The following is a 17,890-nucleotide window of genomic DNA, read 5'->3' on the forward strand; positions in this document are numbered from 1 at the left end:
CACTCAGCGCGGGGCTGCGCCCTCAAACAGCACGATCGGCACGCCCGCAGAGTAATCTACGGCGATGCGCACCTGGTCGCGCTGGTCACCCGGCACCGCGAAAACGAAAACCCCCTGCTGGGTCGCTCCCGCAGCGACCGATTCCGGTAGCGGCGCTCCACCCGACGCCGTCAATTCAGTCGCCGGACTCTGCTCAGCACCGAAAAACAGGTTGACCACGGTTGAGGTCAATGGCACAACGTCGGCCGTGTCATTGCGCACGGTCACAGCAAACCGCAGGGAAGGCCCGCCCACCTCGCCCGGACCGCGCGCGACCCCGTCGACGGCTTCGAGTGTGCCGATGCTGAACACCACACCCGGAACGGCCGCGGCGGAATCGGTCAGCGGCACCGGCGCCTGCGCGGCGGGCGGAGCAGGTTCGGCAGGCGGAGCAGGTTCGGCAGCAACAGCCTCGGTCGGCGCGGGCGTCGCGGCAGTCGGACCCGGTGTGGGTGATGGGTCGGGCGATGGCACTGCGGTGGGCGTTGCCGTCATCCGCGGGCTCGGCGCAGGACCGTTGCCGTTGTTTGCAGCCGTGTTCGGGCCACCATTGTTCGATGCGGCGACACCGGCGACCACGAGGACGACGATGAGTACTGCCAGCGCAGCGGATGCAACGATCCACCAGACACGCCGCCGAGAAATCGAATTCCCACCCACGGTGGGACCGGTGTTGTCATCGACGGGGTGGCGCACTGCCATGGTGAAACTCCAGGTTGCTCGGCTGGTCGCACGATCGGGTTGAATTCTTTGGTGCAGCTACTGACGCCGTGCGCCATTAACGCGGTGCAGCTATTAATACACGGGACGCACCCTCATTCCTAGGGGGCGACTGCACCCCGAACGGGGGCACGCACTCAGGCTGTACAGTGTGGAATTCCGGCACTTACCCGGCAACATACCAAACACCCGACCGAGGCGACAGACATGAAATTTGCCATTCTGCACGGCAGCAATGATGCCTACGGTGCCAGCAAGGTGCTCTGCCAGGAAGTAGAGTGCCTGGTCAGCCTCGGGCACGAGGTACTCATCGTTGTTCCACACACCGGTCCGTTGTCCACAGACCTGGCCCGGTTCGGCGCAGCGGTTTCGGTCGTCATCGATCCGGCGCTGGTAGTGCTGCGCCGAAGCAAATTGACCGACCTGCTACATCCGCTCACCCTGCGGCACGACGTGGCGCTCGCCGACGTCGTGGTTTTGTGGACCCTGGCCCTGAGCGCCTATATTCCTCTGCTCCGTCTGCGTCGCCGACGCTTCTATGTCTCGGTGCACGAACTGCTCCTGGGACGAGTCGGTGGCCTGCTTGTGCGCACATTGCTGGCACCCGGCACGTTTCCGGTGTGCGCATGCAGCCGGGCCACTGCCGAGTGGCTGCACTCCCAAGGCGTTGGGTGGGACCGCCTGACGGTTACGTCTCCGGTCTTCAGCGCCGTTGAGGCGATACCGGTGCGTGGTGTGCACGACCCCCTGACGCTCGCCGTCGTTGGACGCGTCAATGGGCACAAGGGGCACCTGGAGGTGGCCACGGCATTTCAATCGACGGCGTTGTCCGGCCGGGATTGGCGGCTCCTGCTCTTTGGTGCGCCATACTCCGGACAGGATGATGCTCTTCAGGACGTGTTGGCACTGGTCAGTCGTGATCCGCGCATCGAGTACCGCGGAGAGGCGGCCTCGGTGGCGGCCATCGCCGGCGAGATCGACGCCGTCGCCTGTTTTCCGTCTACACCTGAGCCGTTCGGGTTGGTACCGATCGAAGCCTGGCGGGTCGGCCTGCGATCGGTTGGCTTCGCGGACGGCGGCGCGGGAGAAGTCCTTCCGGTCGTCGGCGGCATTGGGGTGCCGCGCTCGGATTCCCCTGACCGGGACATCACCGCCGCACTCCTTGACTTATCCGTGACACTGAAAGCACACCCTTCACTGCCAGAACCAGCCGCGGTCAACAGACTTTTTTCCCAGGAGCGCCGTCGTGACCTCATTGCACGGGTCATCACCAGAAGTTAGCGACAATACAGAGCAAACCCCAGAGGGACCACTCGATTAGCGGGCGGCCCCTTCAGGGGTGATGGACGACGAGCTCACCGCTCTAGGCGGCTGGCACCTCGGGCAGCGGCACTGGCGCGTCAATCGGCATCGGTTTGGTTCCGGGGTCCTGCTGCACCTCGGGTTCCGGCACGACATCCGGCAGGGGAACTACGTCGGGAACTACGTCGGGCGTCGGAACCACATCCGGAGTCAGCGTTGCGTCGGGGGCATTCGCCGGCGCATCCGGCGTGATGGTCTGGTCGGGAGCCGTCTTGTTGGCCGCGCCGGTCGCCTGGATGCTTGCCGACGATCCGGTCACAGTATTGCCGAACGGATCGGTCGCCCGCACTTGGTAGGTGTAGGTTGTGCCACCCGATCGCCCAGTGTCAGTCCAGCTAATGCTGGGCCGAATCCAGTCCGCTGACAGCCCGGTTTGCGTGCGCACCACGACCCCGTTTCGGAGCACCTGGTAGGTGAGCTGTGCATTGTCTCGGTCGTAGTTGGATTTCCAGGTCACATTCACCGAGTTCGCGCTGGGGGTGCTGAGCGTGGGCTGAAAGTTGGCACCCGTGGCCTTGGGACCCTCCTTGTTCGGCGCGATCGACGAGACAGCGAAGCGCACGAGCCCCTGTTGGCGTTTGTTATTGACAATCGTGAACTCGCCACCGTAGAGAACGTACTGGGAGTTCGCCGCGAGGTTCCACGGCCCCTGACCCTGCCCGGTATAGGTGCCGGTGTTGATGTCGGGAAAGAACGCCAGCAGGGTGGGGCACGGCCGGCCCCCGAAGTTGAAGTAACTGCTGCCCGTTTGATTGGGGGCAATCGTGCAGCCGGCGGCCTTGGTAAACGTCAGGGTGCGGTGGTAGCTGCGCGGCGTCGTCTCGGGGGGGCCGCCGATATTGCCGCAGAAATGGGCGTGGGCGGTGGTGTAGACAACGTCGCCGACCGGCACAGCCGAATACGTGTCACCATGGCAGTCTTCGATCCAGACGATGTTGCCGCTGCTCCAGCTAGCCCGGAAGGTTCCCTCGAACATGGCACCGGCCCCGAAATCATAGCCGGTACCGTAGACGCCGTCAGCGTCAGAGGTGAGCGAGAGGATGGCCCCGTTGGGGCCGGCATTCTTGATCAGCTTGCCAATGTTCCAGGTCACTCCGGCGCCCGTGCTCGAGTTCGTGGCGGCCATCCCGTAGCCGGGAGTGGTTGCCCCGTTGTACGAGGTGAATGACCCGCCAATGACGACCCGGTCGCCGTTGGGTGAGACCGTCAGCGCGTTGACCGCACCATTGGGAATGGTGCCCTTCCACGCCCCCACGGCACCGGTCGGGCCATTAAACGATGCGGCCCTCTGGCGGCTTTGGCCGCTGGTCGACGTGAAGCTTCCGCCGGCATACACCGTGCCGCCGAAGGCGTCGAGGGCACGGACGGTGCCGTTTGCCGTGGGCTTCCAGTCGGACAAGAGCGCACCGGTTGTTGCACTGAAGGCGGCGAGCCGCGAGCGGGCGACGCCTCCGACAGTACTGAAGCCACCACCGACATAGATGCGGGATCCGTCAGGGGAGGCGGTAATCGCCCGCACGACACCATTCACACTGGGATTGAAGGATGTCATCACCCCGGTCGACAAGTTGTAGGCCATGAGATTGTTGCGAGAGACCTCGCTCGTTCCGGCAGGGGCTCCCGAGGGACGGGCCTTGGTAAATTCACCGCCGACGTAGACCGTGTTTCCCACGATGACCTGCGACCACACGACGCCGTTGATTTGCGCTGTAGGCAGGGCATCCGCTGCAACGGTCTTCGGAGTGGAGGCGTTGGGGGGTGAGGTGTCGGCCTGGGCCGCTCCCGCCCCAGTAAAGATCGCACCGAAGAGTACGGCGAGGGCGACAATGGCTGGCACGGGGGAACGGAAACGCCACAACATAAAGGAGCCTCATTTTCTAGTTGCGGTGGCCTCGAGACGACCCCGCAGTTGGTGAATTATACTCAGTTTCTTGTTTCCTCCTACCCGCAAAGTGCAGGTTGCCACAATCGCCAGCAGCCCGGACATGAACGTGGCAAGCGGCGCCCTAGTCAGGCCGGTCAATAGACGTTACGATTCCTCATTACCTCCCCTGATCTTCTATTCGTATCCTGCCGCGCTCGCGGGGTAGCCTGAGAGAAATCTGAGCATTTTATGGCCGCAGGACAATCACTTTCCCCCGATTCAGGCTCCAACTCAACAAGGCCTCTTCGCATCGGCTATGCCGCGGGCGCTTTCGACCTTTTTCACGTGGGCCACCTCAACATTCTTAAACACGCCAAAAGCCAGTGCGACTACTTGATCGCTGGCGTCGTGTCCGATGAAATGCTGGAGCTGACCAAGGGCGTCACCCCGGTGGTTCCCCTGGTCGAGCGCCTCGAGATTGTGCGTCATATCTCATTCGTCGATGAGGCCGTCGCTGAAGTCGTGCAAGACAAGTTGGAGACGTGGCGCCAGCTGCGCTTCGACGTTTTCTTCAAGGGCGACGACTGGCGAGGCACCCCTCGCGGTATGCACCTGGAGCGCGAGTTCGCCGCTGTCGGCGTTGATGTGGTCTATTTCCCCTACACAGTGAACACCTCGAGCACGATACTGCGTCGGGCCCTGGATGCGTTGACGCGACCGGATGCCGCTTCCCGCTGGCAGACCCGAGCGATCGACGGCACCTCCTAGAGCCGATTGGCTCCCAGAACGGCGGGAGGGCGGGGTCCGCGTGCAGTGCACGAGGAACCCGCCCTCCTTTCTCGTTTCCTGGATGCGCCGATTATCCGGGGTGAATCACGACCAAGGTGTCATCTGGCGTGTAGTAGTTGTGCGCCATCTGCACCTTCGTGGACGAACGCGCAATCACCGCGCAATCGTCGACCCGAGTATTGCGACCAAAAATATTGTCAGCGATGACTACTCCCTGCAGGGGGCCGTGGGATTTCTCGGCAAGGTTGATCGAGCATCCGCCGCCATCGGCCACATTATCTGTGATGGTGAGATTGGACACGTCGCCGCGGTCCTGAGTGACCTGCACGGAAGCATTCCAGGCACCGGTCAACCGGTTGCCGTCGATGCGAATGTTTGATCCTTCCTGAATTTGTATGGAATCGTCGTGGCTCGGCGTGCCTCCCTGATTTGGGTCCCTGTCGTAGTGCAGGTTGTCGTGCACCCAGGAGTCCGTGATCGCGACGTTTCCGCCAGTGAGGTGGATACCGTCGATGACACCATGGATGTTGAGGCGTTTTGCCTCAAAGTTGTAGCCGTAGATGCCCTGAACATCGGGTGACGGCGTGGAGGGAAACAGCTCCGTGTCGATGATACGCAGATTTTCGTAGCCGCCGAGATTGCTGATAAGGGCCATCGGACCACTCAGGTCTCGCCCGCGCACGATCGAATTTTTGATTGTGACGTTGGGAGCTTCGATCCTGACCATGCCCCGAATGTCCAATCCGTCAATGGCGGTGCCCGCCTCGGTGATAGTTAGGTCGCCGTTGTGCACCGTCAACCTGGTGCCCGCTGGCACGCCGGTGTTGCTGCCGTTCGGCGTGCCTCCCGTTGAGGGCAGTGTCGGCGCCGGCACTGGAGCAGGACTCGGTGCCGGAGCCGGGCTCGGCACTGGAGCAGGACTCGGTGCCGGAGCAGGACTCGGTGCCGGAGCCGGGCTCGGCACTGGAGCAGGACTCGGTGCCGGAGCCACAATCGGTTCGGGAGTGGTCGGAAAGAGTTGAGCCAGCAGCCAGCGCAACTGCGCCGGAGTCAGGCCCATTCCGAACGCAGTGCCGGCCGCGGGGGGCGCTGCGGGCTCGCCCCGCACTGGAGTGATTGTATAGGCGGGTGCTATCTCTTCCGCAGCTTGAGCGGGAGCGATTCCCCCAAAAGCACCGGTCAATCCGAGTACCACAGCGGCGACTGCCGTCGTGCGTGCGCGGCGAAACGGGGAACGAGTTCTCTGTGCGGCGGGTAGGCCGTGGGTCAGTTTCGGGTTGAGTTTCATTTAGGTGATTTCGTGTCCTGCACACGCTTCGGGGCGTGTTGGGCGGGGCAGCTGAGGGGAGCCGCCTGTCATTGGTACAGCATTCCGTGTCGATGCGGTTCGGTCAAACGAGAAGCTGTGAAGCCCCTGAGGCGGGCGCTGCGTAGGCCGCGCGCTCTTTGGCTTTGGCTTTGGCTTTGGCTTTGGCTTTGGCTTTGGCTTTGGCTTTGGCTTGCCGGGTTAGCCCGCATGCACCGAAACTGTCAAGCTATCGGGCGTGTAGTAGTTTCGCGCGGTGCTGATCTTGGTCGTACTGGGCGAGATGATGGCACAGTTGGCCACCTTGGTATTGCGTCCAAACTTGTTGTCGGTGACGACGGTGCCGTAGATCGGACCATATGACTTCTGGGCCACGTTGATAGTGCAGGCGCCGCCGTCGGCGAAGTTGTTCGTGAAGGAGAAGTTCGAGACGTCACCGGTGTCCTGCCTGATCTGCACTCCGGCGTTGTGGGAACCGCTCAGGGTACTTCCGTACACCTTGATATTGCTGCCCTTTTGAATCTGGATGGAGTCATCATGGCTGGGCTTTCCGCCCTGATTCGGGTCACTCGTGTAGTGCAGGTTGCCGTGCAACCAGGAATTCGCGATCGTGACGTTACTGCCGGTCACGTGAACACCATCAATGACGCCGTGGATATCAACGCGGGTCAGCGTGAAGTTGTAGCCGTAGATGCCATTGATATCGGGGGACGGCTGTGACGAATACAACTCCGAGTCGATGATCTTCAGACCCGACCGCCCGCCGAGGTTATTGACCAGCGCAGCGGGAGCGCTAACACTTCGTCCGCGAATGATCGAGTTCTTGATCGTCACGTTGATCGCGTTGATCTTGACCAGACCGCGAATGTCCAAGCCGCTGATGACGGTACCGGCCTGAGTGATATTGAGATCGCCGTTGTGCACCCTCAGGGTCGTACCGGAAGGAACTCCGGTACTACCGGCACTGGCGGTGGCAATCCGAACGACGCCTCCGGTCGAGGCCTGAGCCGGGGCCGCCAAGCCAGCCAGCGGAATGAGAACGGCGAGGGTAGCTGCGGCCACGAAAGCTGGGGGTCGTGTGCTGGCATTGCGCCGCGTCCGAGTGCGTGGCAGACGGACTGCATTCATCAGATCGAGACGAGTCAGGGCTGGACGAGGTGGGTCATAACGATGTACGGCGGGGTGGTGCTGGTGTACGCCGCGAGAATACTGCGGGGTCAGGGTGAGCGGTCGCCGATGAGAACGTGAGATATGGTCGGTCATGAATTCATTTCGGGTGGTGCACGCTCGGGTATGCGGGTGAGACAACTGTAGGGCGTCGCCGATAGCTACTAGAGTGTTACCCGAAAATGAAATTACGTCAAATTAGCGTTGTGTATTCGTTGAGCTCACTGTTCGCTGCCGAACGATGACCCAGGATTTAACCGGCACAGTGAAGATGCCCGGAACGGTGTGAAACCGCCAATGGAGCACCAGAGCGACCGCGATCGAACCGGCGCACAGCAGCAGCGGTAACAGCGTCGCCACCACGACCGGATCGGGTGGTACGTCGAAGGCAACCAGAATGGCCGCCAGCGCCGTCATGGGAAAAGTGTGTACGAGGTAGATCGGCAGGGTGCGGGAGCCCAGCGAACGCACAAAATCGAAGGCGGGTATCCTCGCCAGCACAACGGCGACGGTGATGCCGACAACGACGGCGAACGCACTTAAGACCAGCAACACGAATGGAACCTTGGTGAGCGTCAATTTCGTGGTGATCACGACCAGCGCAACATAGCCGAGGCACAACAGGGCAACATGCCACCAGCGCACGTGTGGGACGCGGCGACGTACCAACGGCCCAAGATAAATAGCGGCGATGAAGAACACAACGTACTTGCCCATTTTGTCCCACGGCGAGCCGGTGTGCAGCACTCCCGAACCGAACAGCACCGCGATGACAGTGGCTAGAGCGACTTGCACGGCCGGGGCCCATCGCCGCATCAACCAGGCCAGCGTGAAAAACAGCGGCAAGGCGTAGATGAACCACAGGTTGGAACCGGGCCGTACGAAAAGGGTGATGAGGTTGGCCCAGGTGGCGTTGGGCGCTCCCGACGGGCTGATCGGGGGGAGAGCGAGCAAGAACAGTGTCTGTAGGGTTACCCAGGCTACGTAGAGGTACAGGAGCAGCGATATCCGCTTGCGAAATAACTGCCAGTAGGGCAGGCGGATGGCCGACGCGGCCAGAATTCCCGACATGAAAAAGAACAGGGGCATGCGAAACGTGTCGAACAGTGGGTTGAGCGGGGCGAGCGCACCGGCCAGCCCGACCTCATCGAGATACATGATCGAGTGGTAGAGCACGACCAGGGTGATCGCGATCCCCTTCGCGACGTCGATCCAGGCTTCCCGGGGTGCCACTTGAGCAACTGACGGCGCCCGGGTCATGTCGACTCCTCGGTCGATCGGGACGGACGAATCAAGCGAAAGAGACGCTGGTCGAACTCGATGATGACCGGCGGCGGCTCGTAGGCGAAGCGCAGTGCACTTCGCGACGCGAATCGATTGAGGGAGAGGGCGAGGAGTACGGCCGTGACCGCGAGAATGGGCGGCAGGATGGGCGCAATGACGGCGACGGCAGGGAAGGAGACCGGCAGGGAGAGCAGAAAGGAGATCAGGATGACAATGGGTGTGTGCGCCAGGTAAATGGGCAGGGTGACGCGCCCGATCGTGCCGAACCAGCGCACGCCGTGCAGGGTGCGGCTAAACGCAATCCCGCCGACGACACCGACCAGACAGTTCAGAAAATACAAACCGAAGACGTCGCGCAGCCCGAGCAGCGCGATGGTGGCGGTGACGGCCACCCAGACCAACATGGCAGTACCCACGAGCAGCCGGTTATCGACCGTACCGATGCGAATGATCCAGCTACGCAGGTAGATGCCGCCCAGAAAGAAAAAGTAGTACTTGAGCGACCCGGACCAGCCCACGTTGGCCGTCTCCAGCCCGCTCAGGGCCACGACGGATACAGCGCCGGCGATGACGAGTTGCAATCGAGGGTCGACTCTACGGCTGAGCTTGGCCACGACGAAGAAGATCGACAAAGCCCAGATGAACCAGAGTTCGAACCGGGGCAGCACCGGGGACACGATAAGGCCCAGCACAGCTTGGCGAAGGCCGAAGCCCTCGCCCTTCATGGTCTGACCGAGCAAGAAAACGATCGAACCGATCACCTCCCACAGCAGGAAGACCCAGAGGTAGAGGCGCACCTTGACCGTCCACAGATCGCGCCACGGCTTGAGGAGCCATTTGGGGGCGAACAGACCCGACAGAACAAAGAACAAGGGCATGCGCATCGAGGACAGTGAGTCGTTGATTTCGCGCCAGAACGGAATATCGAAACCAGCGCCAATCAGCCAGTTCGCTGAGTGGAACAGGGCGACGAGCAGGATAGCGATGCCCCGGCCGGTATCCACCCAGCCAACGCGTTCGGCCGCGGGTTTGCTGGCGCTCATCGTCGACGCCGCACCATCGTGGGCCGAAGTGGTCCGGAGCGCTGCAGAGCGGCATCCCCTTCGGTCGACACCCTGCGGGTGATGAGGAGTCCGAGAACGAGAACGAGCAGCACGGATGAGCTGAAAAACGGGCCGAAGAACATGAACCAGACGGCTTTGATGCCGAGGTACAGCAGCACGGCGCTGGCGGTGTTGGCTGCCACGTGTACGCCGATACTGCGCACGATGAGCACGAGAATGAGAAGGGCGAGCACAAGCCCGGGAATGCCGAAGGCCGCCCAGAAGTCACCGATGACCGAGTGCAGTTCGATGTGGCCGCCGAACATGTAGTTGTCGACATAGCCGTTATTCGGCTCGTAGTTGATCGCAGCCATGCCGGTCTTGGCGGCCAGTATGTCTTCTGGATTAGGTACGGTGCCAACGCCGAACCCCCACGGCTGATGCTGCATGAGCGCGATCGTCGCCGCGAGTTCGGGGCGCCCGCCGAGGATGAGCGAACCGGTCTCGTTGAGCTGGGCGAGGGTACGCTGCTGGGTGGCTTCACCGAGTGCGCCGTCAAGAATGAGCGACTGAATCACGTTGAAGACGATGAGACCAAGAACGCCGAGTCCGAGGAGGGCGCGCAGCGCCGACTTGCCGCGCGTGGGTCGGGTCGGACGCATTTGCCAGGCGACCAACAGGACAGTCAGCAGCATGAACGCGAACGCGGAACGGGCATCCGTCAAGGTAGCCACGACGGTGAGTCCCAGCGCGACGGCCAGCTCCAGCCAGCGGCGGCGCAACTGCAGCGTGATTCCGAGCAGCAGAATCGTCAGGGCTACCGAGTAGCCGAAACGCCATGGATTCGCCGCGTACAGCTCACTCGACGGCGAGACACCGAGCAGGATTCCAGCACCGAACCAGATGGCGATTTGGGAGTCGGGCAGAACGGTGCGCGCCCAGAGCACGAATCCGACGCCGGCGATCAACCCGACGAGACCGGCGATCGACCCGAACGCCTGACCGAGACTCGCCTCGTGCGTGGGCGCAGATAGGACGGTGAGCCAGATACCCGAGCCGATCGCGACCAGGCCGCCGACCAGGAGCAGCCGAGCGCCCCAGTATTGGCGCAGAATCGGGAACCAAACAGGGAAGAGAGCCACACAGACCACGGCGCCCACAGTGACGCCTCGGTCGATGTCGATGCGCAGCGCGACAACGACCAGAACAACAACGGCAATGAACTTATTGACGAGGGGCGGGGTCTGGTGCACGAAACGTCCCGCGCGGGTGCGTCGGAGTGGCACCGGAGCAGGACGCACCGCAGTGATATTGGAGCGCACCTGAGAGATCAATAGCAACCACCACCCGGGCCGCACAGGGACGATTCGGGCATCAGCCCCTGTTGCGCAGCCGCATCGTGCATAAGAATAGACGGCCCGGTATAAAAGAGACAAGGGCGAACGCTCTCAAGCTGAGGGAAAATCATCCCCCGAGGAGGGGGCGCGGGCGTAGGTGTCACGGCCTGTATAGTGGCGATTTCGTGAGAGATATTCATTGTGCAACCGGAAGCAGCTTGTGGTCATCAATAACGTGGTCATCAACACCATCCATCGACTGGTCACCGATCTGCGCCGAGACCCCGCCGCTCTCGCGCAGCGGGCCAGAATCAAGCTACGCCTCGTGGGCCTGCGCGTGACCAACCGGCTCAGCCGCCGATCAGTGACAGGATCGGGCAAAGTGGTGGTAAACCTGACCTCGTTCGGCCATCGGATCGCCCTTGTGCACTTTGCCCTCGAGACCATCGCCGCCGGGCGAATCCGCCCCCGGCGCCTCATTCTCTGGCTCGATGACGCCGCGGCGCTCGCGCACCCACCGGCCACACTGCGTCGTTTGCAGCGGCGAGGCCTGGAAATTCAATCCTGCCCCGACTTCGGACCGCATAAAAAACAGTTTCCATACGCCTCTTCCACACCGACGCTCCCACTGGTCGCCGCCGACGACGACGTCTTATATCCGCGCACCTGGCTGGCCGAACTACTCGAGGCGGCCGCCCGGCATCCGCTGGAAATCACCGGGCAGCGCGCCCACACGGTCACCTTTGACGGCGATCGGGTGGCGCTCTACTCTCGCTGGGTCGCGGCCCGCGGGACCGCCGCGAGTTATCGAACGCTCTGCACCGGCGTCTCCGGGATCTACTACCCGATCGGCCTGCTCGATGCGCTGCGCGCCGAAGGTGATGCCTTTCTGCGGGTCGCTCCGCGGGCGGACGATTTGTGGGTCTATTCCGTCGCCGTACGGCACGGCATTCGCGCCCGTCAGGTGGGTGAAGGGCAGGCCGAGTATCCGGCCATTCCGGGTTCGCAGCGGGGCACCCTGTACCGGCAGAATGTGACCGAGGGCGGCAATGATGCCCAGTTCGCGGCGTGCGTGGGCGACAAAGAACGAGAGCGGATACTGCGCGATGACCCCCGTGATTCGCTCATGTTGCAGGCGAATCCCGCCTTTCGAGTGGTGAGCAGCGATGACACCTAGACGACCCCGAGGGCCGATGGCCGCCCAGCGGGCCACCGACGGTGCGGTCGAGCCTTCAGCGGGCTCCATCTCAGGTCGGACGGCCGCCCCGAATTCGGTGTCGCGCAACATGACGATTGCGCTGATCGGAAACGCTTTCCCTCCCCTTGTCGCACTGTTTTCCGGTCCGATCCTGGCCCAGGCACTCGGGGTCGACGGTCGTGGTGCTGTGGCCGCGGCGACCGCGCCGCTCGCCCTCGTGGTCACGGTAGCAACCTTTGGTGTTCCCGAAGCCGTCACCTGGGCGATCGCCCGCAACCCCACCCTGGCCCGCAACGCCTCAAACCGGGGCGTGCTCATTCTGGTTATCGCGGGGCTGCTCGCCATGGGCGCCGTCGCTTTGTCAGCGGCCTGGCTCAGCGGTGGCGACCCGACCGTGCAGCAACTTATTCTGGTGGCCTGCCTGGCCATTGTGCCCAATTTGCTCGTCGGCGTATTCCGGGGAGTAGCATCCGCTACCCAAAGCTGGCGGCTGGTTGCCCTAGAGCGCATAGTGACCTCGTCACTGCGGCTCGCTGTTCTCATTCCGTTCTGGCTCACCGGCAACCTCACGCCGCTCGTGGCGACGATCGCGGTGGCCGCGATGCCGGTGACCGGGCTGTTCGTCTACATCGGGCGCATGCGCAGTCTCGACCCACGAGCCTTTAACGTTCCGCGCGAGGCGCGCACGGCCGGACTACTGAGCTATGGACTGCGCATCTGGGTCGGTTCGCTGTCAGGAATTCTGCTGTCCAGGCTTGACCAGGTGCTGATGACACCGTTCGCCGGTACCTATCAGCTCGGGTTGTACGTGGTCGCGGTGAGCGTGAGCGAACTACCGCTGATCATCAACCAGGCGGTGCGGGACGTGACTTTTGTGACCGATGCTGCTGATTCCGTCGACGCGCGTCTCGCCTCCTCGGCTCGCATCAGCACCATGCTGTGCGGGCTGGCCGCCGCGTTCCTCGGCATCAGCATGTTGTGGTGGCTGCCTTTTCTGTTCGGCGAGGATTTTCGCCCCGCACTGCCGGTGGCCGGTGTGCTGCTCGCTGCAGTGGTGCTCGGCACTCCCGGGTCGATCGGCGGCTCCGGCTTGAGCGCCCGCGGACGCCCAGGACTGCGCAGCGTGTCGCTTCTGATCGCCTGCCTGGTGAATATCAGCATGTTGATCGTCTTGGCACCACCGTTCGGCGCAATGGGAGCTGCGCTGGCGACCCTGGCCGGCAACCTTATTTCAAGCAACCTGAATTTGTGGTTCATGTATCGCAAATTCAACATCAACCCGCTGCAGTTCTACGGCGTGCGACGCACCGACTTCGTGACTCTGCTCGAGTACGCCAAGCGGTTCACTCGGCGGCGCAAGCGCTAGGTCGTTCTGGTTGGGACAGGCGTCGGCGTGGAGGCAGGTACCGGCCGGTAAGCGAGGCCGTCGCGCAGCCCGCGGGCCGCAGCCAGAAGCGGCTGCAGCGAGCCCAGCAGTTGCCGTCGTCCCCCGCGGGAAACGACCTCCCAAGCCGCCGGTACGCTGCGTCGACGCCATCTTCGGCTGTCGTCGGCGGTGAGGTTGCGAGCCGCGTAAACCAGGCGGTTGCGCACGTTGTAGTAGTAATAGGAGTACGACTTGGCCTGGCCGGCGCTGTGCTGGCCGGCTCCCTGAGTGCCGCCCTGCGCGTGAGTAGCGTATGCGTCGGCGCAGACCGTGACCTCTCCCCCGGCCAACAGCACCCGGTGTGAGAGTTCGACGTCTTCCCAGTACAGAAAATAATCGTCGCTGAACCCGCCGACCCGGCGCCAGAGGTCATCACTGATGAGCAGGCACGCGCCGCTCAGCCAGGGAGTGACCCGTATGCCCGGGTGATCCCCGCGCTTGCGGGTAGCGCGCACGCGCCCGTCGTCGAGGTACAGATCGCTACCGTCGAACCACACCGTACCGTCCGGCCGCAGGATGCGGGGCGAGACCAGGGTGAGCGGATGCAGGATGACGGCCTCGAGCAGGCGGGCGACCTGGTCGGCGGGGATGGTGGCATCCGGATTCAAGAGGAGAAAATGGGTGCGCCCATTCTGCTGTGCCCGCGCGACGCCAAGGTTCATCCCGCCGCCGAAGCCGCGGTTAGTCGGCGACAGTACGTGCTGCCAGCCCTCGCGCTCGGCGATCACCGCCACCCTGGCCTGCTCCGCGACGTCGGTGAAATTGTCGACGACCACGATGTGCAGGCCCGGTGCCGATCGGGACAGCGGTTGGAGGTTCTCTTCGAGCAACGCCGCCGACCCGAAATTCACCACCACCACGGCGAGGGAAGCGAAGTTCGAGTCGGTCATGCGGTCAGTATTGCAGATCCGCGAGGACTGCCTGACAAATTCTCAGTGGATTAGGCTGCGAAGCGGTCGGTCGCCACAATAATGGCGTCGAGAATGCCGGGCTGGTCGAAGGCGTGGCCGGCATCGGGAATGAGGCAGAATTCGGCTTCCGGCCAGTTCTTGTGCAGCTCCCACGCGGTGAACGCTGGGGTGCACATGTCGTAACGGCCCTGCACGATGACGCCGGGGATGTCGGCGAGGCGGGAGGCGTTGTCGATGAGCTGGTTGGGGGTGAACCAGCCTTTGTTGGCGAAGAAATGGTTCTCGATGCGGGCGAAGGCCACCGCAAAAGCGGGGTCAGAGAAGCGGACGATCTTGTCGGGTTCCTGCAGCAGGGTGATGGTCGAGGATTCCCAGGTGGCCCACGCCACGCCAGCACGTTCGCGCACGAATTGGTCGGGGTCGTGCAGCAGCCGGCCGTAGGCCTCGATCAGGTGGCCGCGTTCGTTTTCGGGAACGGGCGCGAGGAAGGACTCCCACAGGTCGGGGTAGATCGCGGCGGCACCGCCCTCGTAGAACCAGTCGAGTTCAACCGGGCGCAGGGTGAAGATGCCGCGTACGACGAGTTCGGTGACCTTCTCCGGGTGGGTCTCGGCGTAGGCGAGGGCAAGAGTGCTGCCCCACGATCCGCCGCACACCAGCCACCGGTCAATGCCGAGGTGCTTGCGCAGCTTCTCCATGTCAGCCACGAGGGTCCAGGTGGTGTTGACGCCCAAGTCAACGTCGGGCTCGCTCGCGTGCGGGGTGCTGAGACCGCAACCGCGCTGGTCAAATAGGATGATGCGGTACTTCGCCGGGTCAAAAGCCCGCCGCTGGTTCGGACCGGACCCGCCGCCCGGGCCGCCGTGCAGATAGACCGCCGGCTTGCCGTCTGGGTTGCCGGAGGCTTCCCAGTAGATGGTCTGGTTGTCGCCGACATCGAGCATGCCGGTTTCGTAGGGTTCGAGCTCGGGATAGAAGGTACGCATGCGACGAGCCTATTCCCCCGATCGGAGGTTGATAGATTTCATAAATCCACCGTGGGGACTAAGTGATCGGGGCGTGCAACGATAGACCATGGCGAGCACCTCTCTCTCGGATGCCGAGCTCCGTCGCTCCGACAAGGCCCTCAGGGATCAGCGTGCCGTAACGGCGACCGAGCTGAACCGGCTGGCAGAATCGCTCACGAGCGTGCGTGAGGCGCGCAGCGACGGATCGGCCGACGATGAGCACGACCCAGAAGGTCCGACTCTCTCAGGTGAGTGGTCACGAATTGTCGGTGTCCACGGCGAGTTCACTGAGAAAGTCGCTGCAATCGATCGTTCGCTTGCCCGAATCGCTGACGGGAGTTATGGCACCTGTATCCGATGCGGTCAGCCCATCGGGGCCGCCCGACTGTCCGCCCTGCTGACAGCGGAGCTGTGCATCGACTGCGCCAGACTGGTCGAAGGCCGCGGTCGGTGACGAACCCGGCCGACGGTCACTGTCCGACGAGGCCCCGTTCGTAGGCCAGAATGACCGCTTGCACCCGGTCTCGAAGGCCGAGTTTGTGCAGGATTCGGCCGACATGGGTCTTCACTGTCGATTCGGAGAGAAAAAACCGCTCGGCCAGTTCCGGGTTGGACAGTCCCTCGGCGATAGCGAGAAAGACCTCGGTTTCCCGCTCGGTGAGCTGTGCGAGAGCCTGGGCTGCGCATCCGTTTTCGGCGTCGGCCTGTGGCAGCTGGGTGCCGAAGAGGTCGAGCAGGCGACGGGTCACCCGTGGTGAAACGGATGCCTCCCCCGAGACGACCGTGCGAATGGCGCTGATCAGCTCCCGCGGTTCGGAGCTTTTCAGCAGGAAGCCGCTCGCGCCGGCGCGCAGGCCGCCGAAGGCGTACTCGTCGAAGTCGAAGGTGGTGAGAATGATGATGCGGGTGTCCGGGTGGGCCGCCATGATTTGTCGCGTGGCCTCGATGCCGTCGAGCCCCGGCATGCGCACGTCCATGAGAATGACCTGCGGGCGCGCACTCGTGGCGAGCGCGATCGCCTCCACGCCGTCGGCTGCTTCAGCGACGACGCTGAAATCGTCTTCGGCCTCGAGCACCATGCGAAAGCCCACGCGCAGGAGCGCCTGGTCGTCGACGAGCATAATGCGAATGGGTTCGGGCGGTGGGGTTGGTTCCGGTACGGTCATCGGCGCTCCTCGACTAATGGTGATTCGTCCTCAAAGGCCATCGCGGCGTGCACGCGCCATCCGTCGTGGATTCCTGCTCCGGCTTCAAAGTCGCCGCCATAAATGGACACCCGTTCCTGCATGCCGATCAAGCCACGGCCGAACGCACGCGCGCCAGCGTCCCTGCGTTTCCGACCGTTATCGCTGATGGTGACCTCGATAGTTCCGGGGGCCGAGTGCAACTCCACCACGACCCGTGTGGGTGTATCCGCGTATCGCAGCACATTGGTGAGCGACTCTTGCACCAGCCGAAAAATTGTCAGCTGCACGCTCGGATTAGCCGGTTCTCGGCCGCTGCGTTCCAGGACGACGGGCAGTCCGGTCGACCGGAAGGATTCGACGAGGTCAGCCAGCTGGTCGATTCCCGGCTGCGGCGAACGCGGGGCCGGCTCGGTACCGACATCGAGTATGCCGAGCAGACGCCGCATCTCGGTCATCGATCGGCGCCCGGTGCTGGCGATGTCGAGCATCGCCGCACGGGAGCGCTCAACATTCTTGGGCGCGATGGCATGGGCACCGTCGGCGAGCGCCACCATAACGGACAGGCTGTGGGCGACAACGTCGTGCATTTCGGAAGCGATGCGGGCTCGCTCGGACAGGCGTGAGAATTGAGCTTGCTGGTCGCGTTCACGGGTCAGCTGCGCGGCCAGATCGACCAACGAGATCACGCAACGTCTGCTGTTTCCCACATTGACGCCAACCAGGGTCGTAGCCAGCATCATGATCCCGATCTGGATGGCGACTGGAATCCACGGCACATTGGCCGGATTATCAGTCTGCCAGGCGGCCAGACTCGCCAGCAGCGTTGACGCCCCAGACCCGATCCACGCGCTGCGCGCATCGGAGTACACCGCAACCGCGTAGAGCGCGAGGAGCTGGGCGACGAGATTCGTTTCGCCATAGTCGGTGAAGGTGAGCAGGCTGATCCAGGTGATGACCAAGACGAGCCGGGGCATCCGTCGTCGAAAGATTAGGGCGACGGCCAGGACCAGCGCGATGGCAACGTTCAGTACGATATCGCCGAGTGGAGCAGGCTCGGCGGCCAGCCCGTTGCTTACGAGAGTGAGCCCCATCGGTACCACGTAGATCGCTGCGATCAGCGCGTCGGCCACGTGCGGATGTCGACTCCAAAACCGCCGCACCACACCGGGCGGAGTAGGCAACGCCACCACTCTCCCCGGCGCGAAGTCGCGCGCGGGAAGAGAGGTGTTGGTGCTCATTCTTCGATGGTA

Annotated in this window: 17 protein-coding genes; 6 read left to right on the plus strand and 11 right to left on the minus strand. The window is 63.2% G+C overall.

Annotation, left to right across the window (positions count from 1 at the left end):
- Nucleotides 1–3: 3 nt before the first annotated feature.
- On the minus strand, nt 4–741 hold the full coding sequence (locus tag CXY74_RS02640) for a hypothetical protein (protein WP_104198996.1): 738 nt from the start codon (nt 739–741) through the stop codon (nt 4–6).
- 225 nt (nt 742–966) lie between these two features.
- Here CXY74_RS02640 and CXY74_RS02645 point away from each other — a divergent pair, with 225 nt between their 5' ends.
- Nucleotides 967–2,040, plus strand: coding sequence for a glycosyltransferase family 4 protein (locus CXY74_RS02645; protein ID WP_104198997.1), 1,074 nt, complete (start codon nt 967–969; stop codon nt 2,038–2,040).
- An 82-nt stretch (nt 2,041–2,122) separates the two neighbouring features.
- Here CXY74_RS02645 and CXY74_RS02650 read toward each other — a convergent pair whose 3' ends face one another.
- Entirely contained in the window at nt 2,123–3,982 is a 1,860-nt protein-coding gene (locus CXY74_RS02650; protein ID WP_104198998.1) for a hypothetical protein, read from the minus strand.
- A 252-nt stretch (nt 3,983–4,234) separates the two neighbouring features.
- Here CXY74_RS02650 and CXY74_RS02655 point away from each other — a divergent pair, with 252 nt between their 5' ends.
- Nucleotides 4,235–4,753, plus strand: coding sequence for an adenylyltransferase/cytidyltransferase family protein (locus CXY74_RS02655; protein ID WP_104198999.1), 519 nt, complete (start codon nt 4,235–4,237; stop codon nt 4,751–4,753).
- 91 nt (nt 4,754–4,844) lie between these two features.
- On the opposite strand, the gene CXY74_RS17475 is transcribed toward CXY74_RS02655, so the two are convergent.
- A complete protein-coding gene (locus tag CXY74_RS17475) occupies nt 4,845–5,501 on the minus strand; it encodes a right-handed parallel beta-helix repeat-containing protein (RefSeq protein WP_158252282.1) in 657 nt (218 codons plus the stop codon).
- A gap of 22 nt (nt 5,502–5,523) precedes the next feature.
- Between CXY74_RS17475 and CXY74_RS17480 the strand changes: the two genes are divergently transcribed.
- Nucleotides 5,524–5,796, plus strand: coding sequence for a hypothetical protein (locus CXY74_RS17480; RefSeq protein WP_158252283.1), 273 nt, complete (start codon nt 5,524–5,526; stop codon nt 5,794–5,796).
- A gap of 485 nt (nt 5,797–6,281) precedes the next feature.
- Here the strand turns inward: CXY74_RS17480 and CXY74_RS02665 are convergent, their stop codons facing one another.
- From CXY74_RS02665 to CXY74_RS02680, 4 genes are all read right to left on the minus strand, one after another.
- Nucleotides 6,282–7,142, minus strand: coding sequence for a hypothetical protein (locus CXY74_RS02665; RefSeq protein WP_104199001.1), 861 nt, complete (start codon nt 7,140–7,142; stop codon nt 6,282–6,284).
- 303 nt (nt 7,143–7,445) lie between these two features.
- Nucleotides 7,446–8,507 carry an acyltransferase family protein gene (locus CXY74_RS02670; RefSeq protein ID WP_104199002.1) on the minus strand — a complete coding sequence of 354 codons (1,062 nt, stop codon included), beginning with the start codon at nt 8,505–8,507 and terminating at the stop codon, nt 7,446–7,448.
- Nucleotides 8,504–9,574 (minus strand): acyltransferase family protein, encoded by a 1,071-nt coding sequence (locus CXY74_RS02675; protein WP_104199003.1) that lies wholly within the window; start codon nt 9,572–9,574, stop codon nt 8,504–8,506. The genes CXY74_RS02670 and CXY74_RS02675 overlap by 4 nt, the downstream gene beginning before the upstream one ends.
- Entirely contained in the window at nt 9,571–10,827 is a 1,257-nt protein-coding gene (locus CXY74_RS02680; protein WP_146070037.1) for an O-antigen ligase family protein, read from the minus strand. Before CXY74_RS02680 ends, CXY74_RS02675 begins: the two co-directional genes overlap by 4 nt.
- A gap of 283 nt (nt 10,828–11,110) precedes the next feature.
- On the opposite strand from CXY74_RS02680, the gene CXY74_RS02685 reads away from it, so the two are divergent.
- Both CXY74_RS02685 and CXY74_RS02690 read left to right on the plus strand, forming a co-directional pair.
- Nucleotides 11,111–12,088: a hypothetical protein gene (locus CXY74_RS02685; protein WP_146070038.1), complete on the plus strand. Its 978-nt coding sequence runs from the start codon at nt 11,111–11,113 to the stop codon at nt 12,086–12,088.
- A 109-nt stretch (nt 12,089–12,197) separates the two neighbouring features.
- Nucleotides 12,198–13,475, plus strand: a complete 1,278-nt coding sequence (locus CXY74_RS02690) for an oligosaccharide flippase family protein (RefSeq protein WP_158252284.1) — start codon at nt 12,198–12,200, stop codon at nt 13,473–13,475.
- Here CXY74_RS02690 and CXY74_RS02695 read toward each other — a convergent pair.
- The gene (locus CXY74_RS02695) at nt 13,472–14,425 is read right to left on the minus strand and encodes a glycosyltransferase family 2 protein (protein WP_104199007.1); all 954 of its coding nucleotides are present in this window, start codon (nt 14,423–14,425) and stop codon (nt 13,472–13,474) included. The genes CXY74_RS02690 and CXY74_RS02695 overlap by 4 nt on opposite strands.
- Nucleotides 14,426–14,475: 50 nt before the next feature.
- On the minus strand, nt 14,476–15,432 hold the full coding sequence (gene pip / locus CXY74_RS02700; protein WP_104199008.1) for a prolyl aminopeptidase: 957 nt from the start codon (nt 15,430–15,432) through the stop codon (nt 14,476–14,478).
- Nucleotides 15,433–15,520: 88 nt separating this feature from the next.
- On the opposite strand from pip, the gene CXY74_RS02705 reads away from it, so the two are divergent.
- Nucleotides 15,521–15,907, plus strand: coding sequence for a TraR/DksA family transcriptional regulator (locus CXY74_RS02705; protein ID WP_104199009.1), 387 nt, complete (start codon nt 15,521–15,523; stop codon nt 15,905–15,907).
- A gap of 16 nt (nt 15,908–15,923) precedes the next feature.
- Here the strand turns inward: CXY74_RS02705 and CXY74_RS02710 are convergent, their stop codons facing one another.
- Nucleotides 15,924–16,619 carry a response regulator transcription factor gene (locus CXY74_RS02710; protein ID WP_104199010.1) on the minus strand — a complete coding sequence of 232 codons (696 nt, stop codon included), beginning with the start codon at nt 16,617–16,619 and terminating at the stop codon, nt 15,924–15,926.
- Entirely contained in the window at nt 16,616–17,878 is a 1,263-nt protein-coding gene (locus CXY74_RS02715) for a sensor histidine kinase (RefSeq protein ID WP_104199011.1), read from the minus strand. Before CXY74_RS02715 ends, CXY74_RS02710 begins: the two co-directional genes overlap by 4 nt.
- Between the last annotated feature and the right edge of the window lie 12 nt (nt 17,879–17,890).

Source organism: Cryobacterium sp. Y29, from assembly GCF_002929825.1.
Lineage (GTDB): Bacteria > Actinomycetota > Actinomycetes > Actinomycetales > Microbacteriaceae > Cryobacterium.